The sequence below is a fragment of the Rhodococcoides sp. S146-33 genome (genome assembly GCF_059489205.1).
The window spans coordinates 949,845-966,040 of sequence record NZ_JCAJWY010000001.1 but is presented as its reverse complement, the minus strand read 5'-3'; the positions used below and the strand labels follow the sequence as shown (position 1 = coordinate 966,040).

The 16,196-nt window shown below is 63.8% G+C and carries 15 protein-coding genes; 11 read left to right on the top strand and 4 right to left on the bottom strand.

The features are described from left to right. Positions 1–12 precede the first annotated feature (12 nt). Both AC5WEY_RS04560 and AC5WEY_RS04555 read left to right on the top strand, forming a co-directional pair. On the top strand, positions 13–432 hold the full coding sequence (locus AC5WEY_RS04560) for a TIGR03668 family PPOX class F420-dependent oxidoreductase (RefSeq protein WP_495644857.1): 420 nt from the start codon (positions 13–15) through the stop codon (positions 430–432). A gap of 140 nt (positions 433–572) precedes the next feature. Further along, complete coding sequence (locus AC5WEY_RS04555; protein ID WP_495644856.1) at positions 573–1,127, top strand: GNAT family N-acetyltransferase; 555 nt, start codon at positions 573–575, stop codon at positions 1,125–1,127. On the opposite strand, the gene AC5WEY_RS04550 is transcribed toward AC5WEY_RS04555, so the two are convergent. Further along, on the bottom strand, positions 1,109–2,131 hold the full coding sequence (locus AC5WEY_RS04550; RefSeq protein ID WP_495644855.1) for a hypothetical protein: 1,023 nt from the start codon (positions 2,129–2,131) through the stop codon (positions 1,109–1,111). The genes AC5WEY_RS04555 and AC5WEY_RS04550 overlap by 19 nt on opposite strands. A gap of 267 nt (positions 2,132–2,398) precedes the next feature. Between AC5WEY_RS04550 and lysX the strand changes: the two genes are divergently transcribed. The 5 genes from lysX to AC5WEY_RS04525 all read left to right on the top strand — a co-directional run bounded on the left by lysX (position 2,399) and on the right by AC5WEY_RS04525 (position 8,870). Continuing rightward, the gene (lysX, locus tag AC5WEY_RS04545; RefSeq protein ID WP_495644854.1) at positions 2,399–5,710 is read left to right on the top strand and encodes a bifunctional lysylphosphatidylglycerol synthetase/lysine--tRNA ligase LysX; all 3,312 of its coding nucleotides are present in this window, start codon (positions 2,399–2,401) and stop codon (positions 5,708–5,710) included. A gap of 109 nt (positions 5,711–5,819) precedes the next feature. Beyond that, positions 5,820–6,716 carry an alpha/beta fold hydrolase gene (locus AC5WEY_RS04540; RefSeq protein WP_495644853.1) on the top strand — a complete coding sequence of 299 codons (897 nt, stop codon included), beginning with the start codon at positions 5,820–5,822 and terminating at the stop codon, positions 6,714–6,716. A 100-nt stretch (positions 6,717–6,816) separates the two neighbouring features. Then, a complete protein-coding gene (locus AC5WEY_RS04535) occupies positions 6,817–7,821 on the top strand; it encodes a beta-ketoacyl-ACP synthase III (protein ID WP_057478405.1) in 1,005 nt (334 codons plus the stop codon). Between the two features lie 151 nt (positions 7,822–7,972). Next, positions 7,973–8,374, top strand: coding sequence for a PPOX class F420-dependent oxidoreductase (locus tag AC5WEY_RS04530; protein ID WP_495644852.1), 402 nt, complete (start codon positions 7,973–7,975; stop codon positions 8,372–8,374). Positions 8,375–8,426: 52 nt separating this feature from the next. After that, on the top strand, positions 8,427–8,870 hold the full coding sequence (locus AC5WEY_RS04525; protein ID WP_495644851.1) for a DUF4190 domain-containing protein: 444 nt from the start codon (positions 8,427–8,429) through the stop codon (positions 8,868–8,870). Here the strand turns inward: AC5WEY_RS04525 and AC5WEY_RS04520 are convergent. Continuing rightward, positions 8,856–10,085 carry an MFS transporter gene (locus AC5WEY_RS04520; protein ID WP_495644850.1) on the bottom strand — a complete coding sequence of 410 codons (1,230 nt, stop codon included), beginning with the start codon at positions 10,083–10,085 and terminating at the stop codon, positions 8,856–8,858. The genes AC5WEY_RS04525 and AC5WEY_RS04520 overlap by 15 nt on opposite strands. Positions 10,086–10,167: 82 nt before the next feature. On the opposite strand from AC5WEY_RS04520, the gene AC5WEY_RS04515 reads away from it, so the two are divergent. The 3 genes from AC5WEY_RS04515 (at position 10,168) to AC5WEY_RS04505 (ending at position 13,294) form a co-directional block, all read left to right on the top strand. After that, entirely contained in the window at positions 10,168–11,079 is a 912-nt protein-coding gene (locus AC5WEY_RS04515) for a LysR family transcriptional regulator (RefSeq protein WP_495644849.1), read from the top strand. Between the two features lie 4 nt (positions 11,080–11,083). Next, complete coding sequence (locus AC5WEY_RS04510; RefSeq protein ID WP_057478401.1) at positions 11,084–11,680, top strand: histidine phosphatase family protein; 597 nt, start codon at positions 11,084–11,086, stop codon at positions 11,678–11,680. 105 nt (positions 11,681–11,785) lie between these two features. Continuing rightward, the gene (locus AC5WEY_RS04505) at positions 11,786–13,294 is read left to right on the top strand and encodes a phage infection protein (RefSeq protein WP_495644848.1); all 1,509 of its coding nucleotides are present in this window, start codon (positions 11,786–11,788) and stop codon (positions 13,292–13,294) included. Here AC5WEY_RS04505 and AC5WEY_RS04500 read toward each other — a convergent pair. Then, the gene (locus AC5WEY_RS04500; RefSeq protein WP_495644847.1) at positions 13,229–13,525 is read right to left on the bottom strand and encodes a putative quinol monooxygenase; all 297 of its coding nucleotides are present in this window, start codon (positions 13,523–13,525) and stop codon (positions 13,229–13,231) included. The two genes, AC5WEY_RS04505 and AC5WEY_RS04500, sit on opposite strands and share 66 nt — an antisense overlap. Positions 13,526–13,623: 98 nt before the next feature. Here AC5WEY_RS04500 and AC5WEY_RS04495 point away from each other — a divergent pair, with 98 nt between their 5' ends. After that, complete coding sequence (locus AC5WEY_RS04495; protein WP_495644846.1) at positions 13,624–15,150, top strand: MFS transporter; 1,527 nt, start codon at positions 13,624–13,626, stop codon at positions 15,148–15,150. Here AC5WEY_RS04495 and AC5WEY_RS04490 read toward each other — a convergent pair. Continuing rightward, positions 15,129–16,031 carry a cutinase family protein gene (locus AC5WEY_RS04490; protein WP_495644845.1) on the bottom strand — a complete coding sequence of 301 codons (903 nt, stop codon included), beginning with the start codon at positions 16,029–16,031 and terminating at the stop codon, positions 15,129–15,131. The genes AC5WEY_RS04495 and AC5WEY_RS04490 overlap by 22 nt on opposite strands. Between the last annotated feature and the right edge of the window lie 165 nt (positions 16,032–16,196).

The following is a 16,196-nucleotide window of genomic DNA, read 5'->3' as shown; positions in this document are numbered from 1 at the left end:
GAGGAACCGAACGTGAAGATCGACAACGAAGTTCAACGCTTCACCGACGCACCCCGCGCTCAGCTCTCCACCATCAACCCCGACGGCACACCACACCTGGTACCGATTGTCTTCGCCGTCGCGGACGCCGGCGACCGCATAGTCACCGCCATCGACTGGAAGCCCAAGACAACACAAAAGCTTCAGCGACTCGACAACATCCGCGCCGACTCTGCCGTCAGCCTCATCGTCGACCACTACACCGACGACTGGTCCCAGCTCTGGTGGATCCGCGCCGACGGAAACGCCCACATCGCCGAATCCTCCAGCCCCGACGGCACAACGGCCATAGATGCCCTGGTTGCGAAATACAGTCAATACAAGAACAACAGACCCGAGGGTCCGGTGATCATCATCGAAAAACTGTCGTGGCGATCCTGGTCCGCTTCCTGACACGCAATCGGCCCGTCCACTCAATGTGACATCAGGTGGCCCTTTCGACCGTCGATGGCACATCGAGTGGACATGACAGCGGGCGAGCGGGCAACGAAAATCGTTCGCCGATGTGCCGCGCGGTTGTCAAACTGATCACCATGGCTGCCGTACCTCCCGATTGGCTCCGCACCGAACGCCTGGTGATTCGTCGTGAGTCGGCGCACGATGCCATTGCCGTTGCCGACGCGATCGCGCGCAATCACACTCGGCTACTTCCGTGGATGGTCTGGGTGACGGATGACTCTGCCCAGGTCACCAAGCAGATAGCTCGTATCGCAGATGCACGTGAGCAATGGGACGCCGGCGAGATGTTCGACTACGGGATCTTCGACCTCGTCGGCGGGTCCTTCATGGGCAAAATCGGTATGCATCGCAGAATCGGCCCGCACGGAATCGAATTGGGGTACTGGCTCGACACCGACGCCGAAGGACGTGGAGTGATGACAGAGGCGACCGCGGCGCTCGTTCGGGAGGCACTGAAACTCGACGGCATCACACGTGTCGAAATCCACTGCGATGCAGCAAATTCGAGGAGTCAGGCCGTGCCCGAAAGACTCGGCTTCGTCCTGGACCGCATCGAGCATCGATTGATCGCGGCGGCGGCAGAAACCGGCCGACACATGGTGTGGGTGTATCAACCGGATCGTCGGTAGGTCCGGTCCGTTATAGGGCGCGCACTGACGTCGGGGCGATCCCGTGCTTTGGCCTGTTCGTAACGCGACCGCAGGTCCGACAGCACCCGCTCGGGATCGTCGCGTATGTCGCTCGGAAGGTGCGTCACCACAATGAGACCGGCGTTCTGCGCTCGCTCGCGCCTCTCCACAGTCGCTCTGTGAGCCACCGGCGACAGGTGAAATTCAAGCGAGTCGATCTCCCAATCCATTGCAACATCGTCGAGCCAATTGTCAGCGATCAGAAGAAAATTTCCTTGTGCATCGTAGACCGCCACGTTGTGTTGCATCGCCGGAAGTCCGCTGCGCACATACAGTTTCTGGGCTTGGGCTTCGGCCACCGAATGCGCGCCCGCAGCCAGTTCGCGCAACACTCGACGGGGCATCGCAGTCCCCCGCGTGCTGCCGGCGTCGAGCTCCTTCATGATCGCGTCCACCGTAGCCGCTCCACGCTGAACGACACTTGCGATCAAAGCCATGCACTGTTCGGTATTCCGCATCCGCCGTACCGCATCACACAGGCACCGAACAATCGGCGCGACGCGCAGTCCCGACTTGATCTTCGGGGTCGGCATCCGCCACGTGCGCTCCACCGCAGCGAAGCCTACGGACTTTCGATGCTGCGACTCGGGAATGAGTGCAAACGTTTCCTCGAACGACCCGGCCGACCCCAATCCATGCAACGCCAACCCTGCCCGACCGCTGATCACGGCATCGCGGCCACAGTAGATCGACACCGCAGTCGCTCGTTCCATGGCCGTCAAGGACCGGTTCTTCAAGAACACGAGGCCAGGCAGCGCTCGCGACCAGATGCCGTCAGGAAGCGTGCGTCGAACAATTGTCTTCGACGCCACCCCGAGCTCGAGCAGATGCGCCGTCCGCACCAATCCACGATCCGACGCAGCCGCGATCACTTTCGCATCGATTTTTGCGCCGCCCCGCTTCATACCGTTGATGATGCGCTGCCCGCACGAGACGGATCGCACACAACGACGGCATACGTTCCGGGCTGTGGATAACTCGCATCCTGTGGACAGACGCTGGGCGATCCGATGCGGCACCGGTCGACGATGATCCGGCAATCGGCGCCCATTCGGGAGTCAGGGGGGCCACTCGATGTGACATTGACCGTCGAAAGGGCCACCGTCGGTCACATCGAGTGGGCGAGCGGGGTGGGAAATGGTCGCCTGACTCGAGGCCGACGGGGATACCGTCTACCTTGCATAGGTGCATTCTGACTTCGGGAGTGAGATATGACGGCGACAGCAGTTCCCTCGGAGCGGTCCGGTTCTTCTTCTCCTCGGTCGTTTTCGCCACCCGAGCGCGGTCGTTTGCGCGAGGTTCCGCATATCGCCGGCCTGGTGCTCGGGGTATTCGCAGCGGCGTTGTTTCTGTGGAGTCTGTCGCCGACTCTTCGCTACTTCGTTCACGCCCCCCGCGAATACGTCGACAGGTACTACTTCGATGCGCCGGATACGAGCTTGTCGTGGGCGCTCGTTGTCGGGCTGCTGGCGGCGGCATTGGCGAGTCGCAAGCGAATTGCGTGGTGGTTGCTGACCATCTATCTGGTGTTGTTGGCGATCACCAATGTCGTCGAAGGTATCCAGGACAAGGACGTCAATTCGTGGATCGCGCTGGCGGTTCACGTTGTGGTGGCAGGGTTGCTGATCGCGGCGCGCAAGGAGTTCTACACCCGTGTTCGTCGAGGTGCGGTGTGGAAGGCGCTCGGCGTACTCGTTCTCGGGGCGGCCGTCGGGACCGTCATCGGCTGGGCGTTGGTGGCGTTGTTCCCCGGTTCGCTGCCCGAGAGTCAGACATTTCTGTGGGCGTTCAACCGCGTCACGGCGTTGGCGACCGTGGACAACGAGCAGTTCGACGGTAGGCCGAACGGCTTCGTCAATACGGCGTTGGGACTGTTCGGCGCGCTGGCGCTGTTGGGTGCGGTGGTCACGCTGTTCCGATCGCAGCGGTCCGGCAATGCGCTCACGGGTCGCGACGAATCGGCGCTGCGTGGCCTGCTCGACAAATGGGGTGCCGACGATTCCCTTGGCTACTTCGCGACGCGACGCGACAAGGGCGTCATCTTCGCCACCAGTGGCAAAGCGGCGGTGACGTATCGCGTCGAGGTGGGGGTGTGTCTGGCGAGCGGTGACCCGATCGGTAACCCGGAGGCCTGGCCGCATGCCATCTCGGAATGGCTGGACCTGGCCGAGAAGTACGGCTGGACCCCAGCTGTCATGGGGGCCAGCGAGATCGGAGCTACCGCCTACAAGCGCGCCGGGCTCAGCGTCCTCGAACTCGGCGACGAGGCAATCCTCAAAACCAAAGATTTCAACCTCAATGGACGCGAGATGCGCCCCGTGCGTCAGGCGGTCAACCGGGCTCGCAAGGCTGGAGTTGTGGTCACGGTGCGTCGTCATCGCGATATTTCGGCGCAGGAGATGGCGGAGATCATTTCCTGCGCGGATGCGTGGCGCGATACCGAGACCGAGCGCGGATTTTCGATGGCGCTGGGCAGGTTGGGTGATCCGCTCGACGGCGATTGTCTTCTGGTACAGGCGGTTCAGGACGGGAAGGTGGTGGGTGTTCTGTCCCTGGTGCCGTGGGGACGAACCGGCGCGTCGTTGGATCTGATGCGCCGCGATCCAGCGTCACCGAACGGAGTCATCGAACTGATGGTGACCGAACTGGCCACCGGCGCAGATCATTTCGGTGTGAGCAAGATTTCGCTGAACTTCGCGGTGTTCCGGGCTGCATTCGAGGAGGGCAGCCGAATCGGTGCCGGACCTGTGCTGCGGATCTGGCGCAGCATGTTGGTCTTCTTCTCTCGGTGGTGGCAGCTCGAAGCGCTGTATCGATCGAACGTGAAGTATCTGCCGCAGTGGGAGCCGCGTTACCTGTGCTTCGCCGACAATCGAGTGCTGCCCAAGGTCGGCATCGCGTCGGCCATCGCCGAAGGCTTCCTCACGCTCCCGACCTTCCGGCGCGCATCGAAGCACACCGGGTCCCATGTTGCGGTGCCTGCCGCACTGGCCGACGCCGAGGACATCCACCCCGACGGCAGCGGACCGGACACGCTCACGGACGAACTCGTGCCCGGTCGCAAACGTCCCGACCAGGTGCGCGTCCGTATGGCCAAACTCGAACGCCTCGAACGCGATGGCATGGATGGCTATCCCGTCGCCTATCCCCCGACTCACACGGTCGGCGAAGCGGCGGCATCTCCCCAGGGCACGACGGTCCGGATCGCTGGCCGAATACTGCGCATCCGCGACTACGGCAGCGTGTCCTTTGCTGTCATCCGTGACTGGTCGTCCGATATCCAGGTGCTGTTCGACCGCGAACGCGTCGGCGACAGAATCGAAGAATTCGATGCCGACTTCGACCTGGGCGACCTCATCGAGGTCAGCGGAACCATCGGGTACAGCAGGCGTGGCGAATTGTCGCTGCTGGCCACCGAGTGGCGGATGAACGCCAAATGCCTGCATCCCTTGCCCGACAAGTATCGCGGTCTGACCGACCCGGAAGCGCGGGTGCGGCAGCGCTATGTGGATCTGGCGATCAATCGCGACGCCCGCTCGCTCCTCATTGCCCGGTCCAATGTCGTGAAATCGCTGCGTGATTCGTTGGGAGAGCGCGGATACATGGAGGTCGAGACCCCGATTCTGCAGCAGGTGCACGGTGGTGCGAACGCGGCACCGTTCGTCACCCATATCAACGCCTACAACCTGGATCTGTATCTGCGAATCGCCCCGGAGCTGTATCTCAAGCGCCTGTGCGTGGGCGGTATGGAGAAGGTCTTCGAGATCGGCCGAGTGTTTCGTAATGAGGGCGCAGATTTCAAGCACAATCCGGAGTTCACGATTCTCGAAGCGTACGAAGCTCATAGTGACTACGAACGCGCAATGGTGTTGTGCCGAGAGCTGATTCAGCGAGCGGCTGTGGCGGCGCACGGTCGCGAGATCATCCTGCGTCCCGACGGACCGAACGGGGAGATGGTCGAGATCGACATCTCCGGCGAATGGCCCGTCAAAACACTGCACGGTGCCGTCGCCGAGAAATTGGGTGTGCCCGTCGAGCCGGCGACTCCACTGGAGGAGCTGCAGCGGTTGTGCGACGAGAACGACATCCCGTACGAGAAGTCCTGGGACGCGGGTGCCGTCGCGCAGGGAATGTACGAGCATCTGGTGGAGGACTACACCGAATTCCCCACCTTCTACAAGGACTTCCCGACGTCGATGTCGCCGCTGACCAGACCGCATCGGAGCATCCCGGGCGTGGCGGAGAAGTGGGATCTCGTCGCGTGGGGCGTGGAACTGGGTACGGCGTACAGCGAACTGACCGACCCCGTCGATCAACGGCAGCGCCTCACCGAGCAGTCGTTGTTGGCGGCCGGTGGCGACGAGGAGGCGATGAGCCTGGACGAGGACTTCCTGCATGCGCTCGAACACGGCATGCCGCCGACCGGCGGTCTCGGCATGGGCGTCGACCGGGTCGTCATGCTGATCACCGGAGGAAGCATCCGCGAAACGCTGGCTTTCCCGCTGGCCAAGCCACGTCAATGACCCCCTCCACGGCCGTCCCCACGAGGCCGAGTGTGCAAAACCGGGAAAATGATGGAAACTGGAGCGTGAAACAGTCGACAAGTCGGTAGCGCATCGTGGGGAACAACATATGGACAACGGGGATCGAGCCGAACGTAGTGCGTTGTTTCCCGTGAAACATCCTCCCGGTCAGTACGTCGAAGTGGACGGGCAACGTCTGCATCTGCTCGTTCGCGGAACCGGCCCCACCGTTGTGCTGTGCGGTGGCCTCGGGAGCAACTGGTTCGATTGGAACGACACCGTCGACATCTTGAGCGCCCACCACCACGTCGTCGTTCTCGACCGTCCTGGCTTCGGGCTCAGTGATCCGCTTCCCGCCGGTGTCACCCCCACCGTGCGAGGCGAAGCCGACCGCATCATCGGAGTTCTCGACGCACTCGGCGTCACCGAACCGGCGGTGGTTGCAGGCCACTCGATCGCAGGTTTCTACGCCGAGGCCGTTGCGCGGCTGTACCCGTCGCGCATCCGCGGGATTCTGTTGCTCGATTCCAGCGCAGAATCGGACCCCCGACGCATCGTTCCGGCTGCCGTGCGCGTCGAGACTGCACGCGTGGTCGCAGCCGTGCTCAGTCGAACCGGCCTGCAGAAACTGGTCGGCCCCCGTGTGCGCCGGGTCCTCAATCAAGCGACGCCGCCGGACGGCACACCTCAGGAAACATTCGACTGGGTGGACGACATCTACCGTCGGCCCACCTACCTCACAGCTGCACTCGTCGAAGATGTCGTGTATCCCGACCTGGCCGTCGAACTGAACAAACTCCGAAAGCGCTCGACGCTCGTCGCTCCGGTCATCGTCGCTGCAGCCCACACCGGACGACCCTCCCCGTGGGGCAAGAAATGGGTCAGGACTCAACGCAAGCTCGCCGAGTACCTGCGGGCCGACTTCACCGTCGTCATGCCGGCACATCACCACGCCATGATCGACAAGCCCGCCGAGGTCGCAGCCCTCATCACCGAACTGGTGTGAACCGCTCGAGGCGACGCACGTAACGTGTGTCACCGAGCCCGCAGCCCAAGACCCGAGCCGAAGCTCGGCGATGGCGCGGTAGCACGAGAGGAAATTGAACATGGGTGCGATCAACACGACGCAAGGTCGACAGTCGAAGATGCTCGGTTTGGGCGTTCACCGCCCCGAACGAGTAGTCACGAACGACGAGATCTGCGAGTTCATCGACTCCAGTGACGAGTGGATCCAGACGCGTTCGGGTATCAAGAATCGGCGCTTTGCCGAACCCGAGGAGAACGTCGTTCAGATGTCCATCTCGGCAGGTCGTAAAGCCCTCGAGGCCAGCGGAATCACGGCCGACCAGGTCGACACCGTCATCGTCGCCACTTCCACACACCTCGAACTGACACCCCAAGCAGCTGCGAAAGTCGCGCACGGTTTGGGCACCAAGGGCCCCGCAGCTTTCGACATCTGCGCCGGCTGCGCGGGCTTCTGTTACTCCCTGGCCGTCGCATCAGACCTGGTCAAGGCTGGAACCTCGAAGTACGTGCTGGTCATCGGTGCCGAGCAGCTCAGCGTCACCACCGACCCCTACGACCGAACCACGCGATTCATCTTCGCCGACGGTGCCGGTGCGGTCGTCGTCGGAGAGAGCGACGAAACCGAAATCGGACCCGCCGTCTGGGGCTCCGACGGCTCGCAGTCCGACGCCATCGTGCAGACCACGGACTGGTACGACTACATCACCAAGGCCGACCTGGAACGACCCTGGATCCGGATGAACGGCATCTCCGTCTTCCGCTGGGCCGCCTTCGAGATGGGCAAAGCGGCGCAGAAAGTCCTCGACGTCGCCGGCATCGAAACGGACGAACTGCACGCCTTCATCCCCCACCAGGCCAACAGCCGCATCACCGAACTACTGGCGAAGAGCCTCAACCTGGACGAAGGCACCACCGTCGCCAACGACATCGCGGAAACCGGCAACACCTCTGCGGCATCGATCCCATTGGCGATGGAAGAACTGCTGCGCACCGGCAAGGCAAAAGCGGGAGACACCGCACTCCTCCTCGCCTTCGGAGCGGGACTCTCGTACGCCGGGCAGGTAGTCAAACTCCCCAACCTGTAGTCGACTCGGTTCATCACCGCACTCCGATCCCCAGTGCACTCGATGTGACATTCAGTGGCCTTTTCGGCGGTCAATGGCACATCGAGTGGACTGCGGGGGCGTTGTGGGCGGAATCAAGACCGGAGCCGGGGTCGAGTCGTAAGGTTGTCGTATGCCGAAGCCCCCGTTGCCCGATGCTGCAGTGGAAATGTTGACGAAGCCGAATCCCGCTGTCATGGCTGTGGTTCGTGCCGATGGAACGCCGATTACCGCACCCACGTGGTATTTGTGGGAGGACGGAAAGATCGTGCTCAATTTCGACGCGTCTCGGAAGCGTCTCGAGCACATCAGAGCCAATCCGAAGGTCTCGATTTCGGTGTTGGACGAGGCCAGCTGGTACACACATGTGACGGTGCACGGCTCGATCGAGTTGCAGGACGACCCGGATCTGGTGGATATCGATCGCATTTCGACGCACTACACGGGAAATCCGTATCCGGTTCGGGATCAGCCTCGGGTGACCGGGTACGTGACCGTCGACGCGTATGTCGGCTGGGGCAAACTCGGGACGTAGTCACTGTGTGTGCGCGCTTGCGACGACGGTGTCGAAGTGTCAAACTCCCGCAATGGTGAATCCGCAGGGCGAGGGCAGCGATCCGTTCGACTCATCCAACAAGGATCAGCCGTACCCGGGACAGCAGCAATATCCGCAGTACCAGAACCCCAACCCGCAATACCCGCAGTACCAAAATCCCCAGTACGCGAACCCGCAATTCGGGACCGCGCCGTATGCGGGCGGGTATCAGACGCCCGCACCCACGAACACGCTGGCGATCGTCTCCCTCGTCTTGGCGATTCTGGGTCTGACGTTTCTGCCGCTGATCGCATCCGTCTGCGCGGTGGTCTGCGGTCACATTTCGCGTGGTCAGATCAAGCGCACCGGCGAGGGCGGATCCGGGTTCGCCACGGCAGGCCTGATAGTCGGGTACGTATCGATCGCGCTGTTCGTCATCGTCGTCGGAGCGATCATCATTTTTGCTGTCGCTGCCGCGAACTCATCGACCTACTGAGACAGGCCTCGCCAGACGCCCGCCCAGGCACGCGGCCCAGATTCCTGCGACGACGACCAACGCAATGACGAACAGCGCCAACGCGTTCCATCCCAGGGACTGAAAGACCACGCCGCCGAGCCAGCCGACGATGGACGATCCACCGTAGTAGAAGAGGTTGTACAGCGAGGTCGCCTGAGCTCGTCCGTGTACTGCGCGTTGCCCGGTCCATCCCGACGCGATGGCGTGGGCGGCAAAGAAGCCCATGGTCAGGATCACCAGGCCGATCAGGATCACCGCGAGGTTCGACGCCATCGTCAACGCCACTCCGACGATCATCGTCGCGGTAGCTCCGGCGAGAACTGCCGAGCGTCCGTGCTTCGTCGCCAGCTTCCCGCCCACTCGCGAGGAGACGGTACCGCTCAGGTAGGCCACGAAAATCAGGCTGATGAGCGATTGCGGAAGCCCGAAAGGCACTGCCTCGAGACGGAATCCGAGGAAATTGTAGATCGCGACGAACCCGCCCATCAGCAGGAAGCCTTGGCCGTACAGCGCCAGCATTCCCGGCTCGCGCAGGTTCACCCAGAGCCGACCCGGTAGGTCGCGAATCTCACTGTGCACCAGTGTCGTTCGCGGTTTCGGGGCCAGCCACACGAAGAGGGCAGCAGCCAGCGCAGCAATCAACGACACGGTCAACGTGCCGATACGCCAGTTGGTGAACTCCGCCACGGGTCCGGCGACGATGCGGCCCAGCAACCCGCCCAGCGTCGTCCCCGAGACGTAGGTGGCGGCGGCCAGTGCGGTGTGACTGCGATGCACTTCCTCACTGAGGTACGCGATCGCAATTGCCGGAAGTCCGCCCAACGCAGCACCTTCGAAGAACCGAACAGCCAGCAACACCTCGAGGGACGGCGAGAGCGGGACCAGCAGACCCAGCGTCGTCGCAACGAGGATCGATACCGTCATCGCCCGCACTCGGCCGACGCGATCGGCCGCCACGGACCAGGGAATCACCGACACTGCCACCCCGACCGTCGCGAGTCCGACGGCAAGCGAGGACTGCGACGGCGTGATGTCGAGGTTCGCCGCGATCAACGGCAGAATTCCCTGGACCGAATACAGCTGAGCGAAGGTCGCGACTCCGGCGAACAGGAGTGCCAGCACCAGCCGTCGGTACTCGCGCGATCCCCTGGGGTGCCCCTCCCATTCGAGAACCTCGGTACGCGTCGTAGTCATACCGATCACGTTAGAAGTGCTCACTACATTCGTCCAATGCATGAGAGGCGTCCAACCGATACGTCAGCGCTATGATTTGCCCATGCGGCGCGAGACGATCGAGTTGTTGCCCCTGCTGCCGACGCTCGTCGCGGTAGCCGACACAGAGCACATGACCGACGCAGCCCATGTTCTCGGTGTTCCGCAACCGACCGTCAGTCGACAGGTCGCTCGCGCGTCGGCGGTCCTCGGCGTCGACATCGTTGAACGACGCGGCCGCGGCATCGTGCTCACCAGCGCCGGACGCGTGTTGATCCCGTATCTGCAGCGCGCATTGAGTGACCTCGACGCCGGCATCGACGCCATGACCGAGCACGACGCCCGAGCTCGGGGCCGTATCGCCGTCGCGTTCCAGAACACTCTGGGCGAGGACGTCGTACCCGCGCTGATCCGCCAGTTTCGCGTCGACCACCCGGCCGTCACATTCGATCTGGACCAGGGTGCCCGCGCACGCTGCCTCGAACGGCTCGCCGATGGGGTATCCGACCTGGCGTTCGTGTCCCTCAGCGCCGAGCACACCGACGCCAACTCGTTCCAGCTCTACGACGAGCGACTGATGCTCGTCGTGCCCTCCGATCACCGCCTCGCGTCGAGAAGAACCGTCGATCTGGCCGACACCGCCGACGAGAACTACATTGCGATGGGCCACGGCTTCGGAATGCGCTCGATCTGCGACGAGCTGTGGGCCGATGCCGGTTTCAGTCCGCGCATCGCATTCGAGGGCCAAGACACCCACACGGTGCGCGGACTCGTCGGAGCCGGTCTCGGGATAGCCATCCTGCCGCGTATCCGTGCGCACGGCGGCGAGGGCGGGACCGTCGACGTCGGCCTCACCCAACCCGCGGCACGCAGACGCATCGGCATGGTGTGGGAAGCTCGAGCCGACTCACCGCGTCAGGTGGCGGCCTTTCGCTCGATGGTGCAGCGCAGCGGTCGCACACTCGTGATTAGGTGAGTCGATGCAACTGGTTCTCGTCCGGCACGCCCTGCCGCAACGTTCGGAGTCCTCGGCCGATCCCGTTCTCGCCGAGCTCGGCGTCGAACAATCCCTGCGGGTGCCCGACGCCGTGGCCCGGTTCCCGATTTCTCGAGTCGTCGCCAGTTCCCAGCTCCGCGCCGTCCAGACGGCACAGCCGTTGGCCGATCGGCTCGGTCTGACCGTCGAACCGGACGAGCGATTGGCCGAATACGATCGCGATTTCGGTGGCTACGTCCCGATCGAAGCGGCCAAGACCGAATTTCGGGAGGCATTCGACCGCATCAAGGCCGGTCATCTCCCCGAACAAGTAGACGAACACGCGTTTCGTCAGCGCGTGTTGGCCGGAGTAGCCGACATCGTGTCGGCCGGCGAGCACAACGACACCGTCGCACTCTTCGCCCACGGCGGCGTCATCAACATCCTGCTGCAGGACATCCTGCAGACCCCGAAAGTCCTGGGATTTCCGATCGACTACTGCTCGGTGACCCGCATTCTGTTCTCCCGGAGCGGTGCGCGATCGGTCTCCTCGGTGAACGAAACCGAGCACGTATGGGACCTGCTACCGCGCAATCGGTAATCCACAGAGACCTCTTAGAGTCCCAGGTCAGCACGGTCGAAGCAGGCGTCGTGGATCACGCGTCGGTTCGGAAGGCCGCCGACGGCAGTTAGCCTCGAACTCATCATGGGTGAACTGCGTATCTTCCGACGTCCTGCCGTTGCTCTCACCGCACTGGCGTTTCCACTGGTGGCGGTGGGTGCTTTTGCACTCGGCACCGGCTACGACCTCGGTGGTGAGTCCGCTGCCGACACGACCACCGTCGTGGCCGACACCGAGCAGGCACCGGCACCGGAGCAGGCGTCGGCAGATCCCCTGTCGAAGGCCAGGACCAGTCTCAACAGCGCCTCGCTCCCGATCACGTTTCTCTCCAGTGGCATCGGTCAGCTGACCCAGGGCGGAACGCAGCTCAACGACGGCGTCGGGCAGCTCGCCGACGGCATCACCCAGGCGCACGACGGAACCATCCAGCTCGCCGACGGGTTCGGCCAGTACCGCGACGGCATCGGTCAGCTCGGAGACGGCGCATCGCAGATCAGCGGTGGCGTCGACCAGGTCGTCGACCAGCTCGCCGGATTCGGAGCTCTGCAGGCCGACTTCACCGCAAAGCTCGCTGCCACGGCAGACACGGTCGATCGCTTCCCGCATCCGGGGTCCGACGCGATTTCCAGCGAGATCCGCGGAGTGATCGACAACCTCAACACTCAGGCGTTCGGTCCCGATACGCTCGCTCAGCTGCAGACCCTCAAGGGCGGTGCCCAGCAGCTGTCGACGGAACTCAACGACCCGAACAGTCAGTTCCTCGGAGCCACCGCGCAGCTCGGCGACGCCACCGTGCAGTTGCGTGACGGACTCGGCCAACTCGACGACGGCGGCCAGCAGCTCAAGGCCGGCACCGATCAGCTCGTGACGTCGGTCAAGCCGGTCGAGGGGATTGTCAACGGCATCGCCACCAACGTGCGGGACGCCTCCGCGGCCCTTCCGCCGGGAACCACTGCCGCCACCGACGACGCCACCTCCGAACAGAACGTCGCAACCACGTCGACGAGCACCGGCACCGGGGCCACCCCGTACCTGATCGCCGCCCTCGTGGCTCTCGGAGCTCTCGGCTGCGTCAGCCTCGTGCGGGTCCTGGGCAAGGACACCAAGCCGCGCTGGCTCGCCGTTGGAGCGGCCGTCGCCGCGGTGGGCGTCAGCGCCGCCTTTGCATTCGCCTTCGCCACCGATGCGGCCCTCGGGCCGGTGATCGGAGCGGGCGTGTTCCTCGTCGTCTCCGCCGCGGCGTATCTCGCCGCAGCGGGCGCAATTCAACGCGTGCTCGGTGCCGTCGTCGGACAGATCGTCAACGTTGTCGCCCTCGCAGTGCAGGTCGTCGTCTGCGGTTTTGCGTACGCATCGACGGCACCCATCTGGAGCGACTTCGCCGCATTCATGCCGATGAGCTACACCGCCGCCGGTGCCCGCATCATCGCGTCGGGCGAGATGAGCGGGACCGGTTGGCTCGCGATCGGTGCCACGGTAGCTCTACTGGCTGTCTCGGCACTCGTGTACGTGAGCGCGCGGGGCAACTCAGCCGACGGGCCGGAGCGGGTGGATGGCGGGCGGGGCCGCGAGATGGGCACCGAACTCGCTTAGCGCGTGCTGCAGATGTGGAGTCTGCATGTGACCGTCCAGGTCCTCCTGCGACTTCCACAACTCGACGGTGATGAAGGTTCCCGGCTCTACCGCCGACTCGAACAGCTCGTACGAGATGTTGCCCTCTTCCTTCCGGGTTTCGGCGACCAGGGCCGACAATCCGTCGCGCACGGCGTCGACTGAGTCGGGCTTGGCGATGATCGTCGCGACAACCTTCAGATCGTTGCTCATGAGGTGATGTTTCCTTCGTTCGGCGAGTTCCACTTTCCTCACCGAACGTACTCCCGACACCCCTAAGCTGAGGTGTCCGTACGGAAAGGGAAGTCACAGTGAGCCACAGGACTATCGAGCAGCGCGCCACGAAGAAGGATTGGCTGGGCCTCGCAGTACTGGTGGTCCCCATTCTCGTCGTGTCGATGGACATGTCGGTGCTCTATCTGGCCCTGCCGTTCATGACGGCCGATCTCGAACCCACCAGCAATCAGACGCTGTGGATTCTCGACATCTACGGATTTCTCCTCGCCGGCCTGCTCATCACCATGGGCTCTCTCGGTGATCGAATCGGCAGGCGCACCCTGCTGATGATCGGTGCCGTCGTGTTCGGTGCAGCGTCGCTCGCCGCGACGTTCTCCACCTCGCCCGAAATGCTTCTCGTGGCACGCGCTCTGTTGGGAGTCGGTGGAGCGACCATTGCGCCGAGCACACTGTCGTTGATACGCAACATGTTTCACGACCCCGCTCAGCGCAAGGAAGCCATCGGACTGTGGACGGCAGGTTTCGCCGGGGGCGCCGCCGTGGGTCCTGTCATCGGAGGTGTTCTGTTGGAACACTTCTGGTGGGGTTCGGTGTTCCTGATCAACATCCCGATCATGGTGGTGCTCTTCGTCGCCGCACCGCTGCTGGTGCCCGAGTTCAAGGATTCGGACCCCGGGAAGTTCGATCCGATCAGCGTGATTCTCGCGATCTCCTCGATGCTCTTCATCGTCTACGCCATCAAACACGGCGCGCAGGACGGGATCGATGCAAAGACGATCGTCACCGCCGTCGTCGGACTCGCACTCGGCACGGTGTTCGTCATCCGGCAGAGAAAGGCCGCGAACCCGCTGATCGACGTCACGCTCTTCGCCGAACGCGCCTTCAGTGCAGCGGTGGTCGTGCAGTTCCTGGTCATTTTCGCGATGACCGGGTTCAGCCTGTTCGCCTCGCAATACCTGCAGCTCGTCGTCGGGTTCGGACCCCTCGAAGCCGGACTGTGGCTGCTCATACCTGCCGTCGCGGCGGGAGCCGGAGCCGTCCTCGCGCCGACGCTGAGCAAGATGCTCGAGACCGGCACCATCATCGCCGGTGGCCTACTGTTCATCGCCTTCGGCTGCGCCGCAATGGTCTTCATCGCCGCCGACTCGGGCCTGCCGCTACTGCTCACCGGCATGGCAATGGTGACGTTCGGTATCGGAGCGGCATCGACCCTCAATTCCGATATCGTGCTCACCGCCGCCGCACCCGAGAAGGCCGGTGCCGCATCGGCATTGTCGGAGACCGGAGCCGAATTGGGCGGGGCCGTCGGCATCGCGATCCTCGGCACGATCGGCAGCACCGTCTACCGCCACCGCATGGAAGACGCCATCCCGGTGGGCACGCCCAGCGAGGTCGCCGACCCCGCCCGGGAAACCATCGGTGGTGCCACCGCCGTCGCCGACTACCTACCGGAGCCGTTCGCCTCGCAGCTGTCCGCCGTCGCCAACTCGTCCTTCGTCGACGGCTTCAACCTTGCTGCCGGGTGGAGCGCAGGTCTGATGGCCGTCAGTGCGCTGGTCGTCTTCGTACTGCTACGTCGTCAGACCGCGTCTGCCAAGTAGCGCGCCAGCCACCGTGTCGCCGACTGACCGCCATCGACGGCGTAGCTCTGGTACTCCTGGTGGATTCCGGAGCGGTAGAACGCTTCGATCTCTCGGCGGCGCTGTTCGTTCGCCTGGTCGGTGAGCTGGCTCTGCAGGACCGGGAGCCCGCCCGCGGCCGCGAGATCGCCTATCAACGACTGCGCTTCCTGCGCGTACTGGTCGGCCACATCGGGCGCGGGGTTGGACGAGACGGCCAGGAACCCGGCCAAGCGCGCGACGTAATCGTCCTTCGGCGTCGAGCAATACAGATCGCCGACGGCACAGAACGTTCGCACCACGGGGCTGACAAAGCCGAAGCCACCGACGCGTGGGCCGCCGACACCGGTGCCCACCACGGCAGGCCCGACCAGAGCGTCGGTGTCGGAACGCTTCGGGTCCGAGATCAGACCCACCGCCACCACCTTGTCCGCGGGGACGATGCCGACGCCGGTGCCGATGGCTGCGGCGAGATCACCGGCTGCATCGGCTCCCTGGCTGTATCCGATGATGCCCAGTTTTGTTGCGCCACAACGATCTGCCATTGCCTTCAGCATCCCGCCGGCGTTGGCTACCGCAGCTGCGCGCGACTGCCCGTAGACCTCGCCCTCCCACGGGAACGCGGTGGCGGGATACGAAACGTAGTCGGTACGAATGCCGTCGCCGAGACGATCGGTGACATCGGTGAGCATCCCGGGCTTCGGGGCGGCACCCGAGCTGGTCTCCCACGTCCCCGGAATGGCGACGACGTACATCGACGGGCAGTCGCCGGGATCAGCGGCAGCGGGCGACGCTCCGACCACCAGACCTGACGCAACGGCTGCAGCGACGCCGACACCGGCGCAGAACTTCTTGACACTCATGGGAGGGGGCCTCACTGGTGATCGAACGCTTCGTTGTTCGATCCTGACAATGCCAGGGGCCTGTGACCATCAGATGCCTACATGGTTAACGGACGTAACCGTCCGTCACACGGTTGTCTCTTCGCCCGCCCGCCGTCGGTATCGCCCACTTCCGCCGGGATCGCC